The sequence below is a fragment of the Brevundimonas sp. DC300-4 genome (genome assembly GCF_049897365.1).
Lineage (GTDB): Bacteria > Pseudomonadota > Alphaproteobacteria > Caulobacterales > Caulobacteraceae > Brevundimonas.
Window position 1 is genome coordinate 1 of record NZ_JAFCWC010000045.1, and the last position, 1,143, is coordinate 1,143.

Annotated in this window: 2 protein-coding genes; both read right to left on the bottom strand. The window is 62.6% G+C overall.

Translation table 11 applies throughout. The annotated features are described in order from the left end of the window. Positions 1-524: 524 nt before the first annotated feature. A complete protein-coding gene (locus ACP7AZ_RS17785) occupies positions 525-707 on the bottom strand; it encodes a hypothetical protein (protein ID WP_426039375.1) in 183 nt (60 codons plus the stop codon). 40 nt (positions 708-747) lie between these two features. Next, positions 748-1,053 carry an SOS response-associated peptidase family protein gene (locus ACP7AZ_RS17790; RefSeq protein WP_426039980.1) on the bottom strand — a complete coding sequence of 102 codons (306 nt, stop codon included), beginning with the start codon at positions 1,051-1,053 and terminating at the stop codon, positions 748-750. Positions 1,054-1,143: the final 90 nt, after the last annotated feature.

A 1,143-nucleotide genomic window follows, 5' to 3' on the forward strand; every position in this document is an offset into this window, starting at 1 on the left:
CGTGACGACGTCTAAATCGCGTTGACCGCTGGAGGAGGCTTCACGGTCTTCTCCGTCGTGTTGACTGCGTTGGCGAACGTCCGTTTTTCGGCCTGATGTCAAAGACGCATGTCGACCCATCGCAGACATTGGTCACTTCCGCTAAACGGGGAGTAGCCGGATAAGCGCGGAGCCCATGGGACGCCACTACAGGACTACCATCTACTGGTTCGGCGGTATTGCAGCAGTGCTGGCGTCGCTTGCCGTCTGGAGCACCAGCTACACTGCAGGGATCAGCTTCGCTCTGGTTGCCGTTGCTTTCTTGGGAGCAGCGTTAGGTATGCGCTGTCCCCGATGTGGGTTGGGCGTCGATAGCCGAGAGCGGGCTGGCTACGAGGTTGGGTATCTGCCCTCAGGCGACTGCCCCAAATGCGGACGTTCGCGGCGAGGCGTATGGCCCTTCCAGTTTCTGCTGAGACCCGAGCGGTCGTAGGTCCGCTTTCCACCCGTTTCGGAAGTTCAGAACGTCCGCTTTCGGGTTGCCGCTATCCCGGCCAACGGGCAACGCCGAGGCAGACGAGCGCGGCAGCAAACACCAGTAGCCATCCATCGACCTTTGCGGCGTCTGGATGGACCGGCTTGCCGAGCTGCCGGCGGCGGATGCTCCAAAGGGCGAAGCTCATCCCCAGACCGCCCGCGATGATGTCGATGTCCGGCGACCAAAGCATCCGTGTTCGTGACACCTAATTCATCCGCCGGCACCCCAAATCAGATCACTGCAAGGGTGTCTGCCGCCAACGGCTGCTGCAGCGCCTTCGCCTCGTCCCACGGCGCGCGCATCCAGACATCGCGTTCCTCCTCCGTCGTCAGGATCACCGGCATGGCCTTGCGGTGATAGGTCTTCACCGGCTCGGCGGAGTCCGTCGTCAGGAAGGCGAACAGGTCGCAGGTCTCGGGGCCGGTCTTGATCTTGCGCACGCCGGACCACTGGAGAGCGTGAACCCCGGCGAAGAAGGCGAGCGGCTGATCCTCCGAGAGCGCAAACTGAACCGCCCCGGGTTTGCCGGAGGCCATTTGGCTTAAGTTAGGCGGCCAGGGGCTGTTCGGCTAGCATGGCATAGTAGGCAGCTTCGGCTTCGGCTGGCGGGATATGGCCTATGGGCT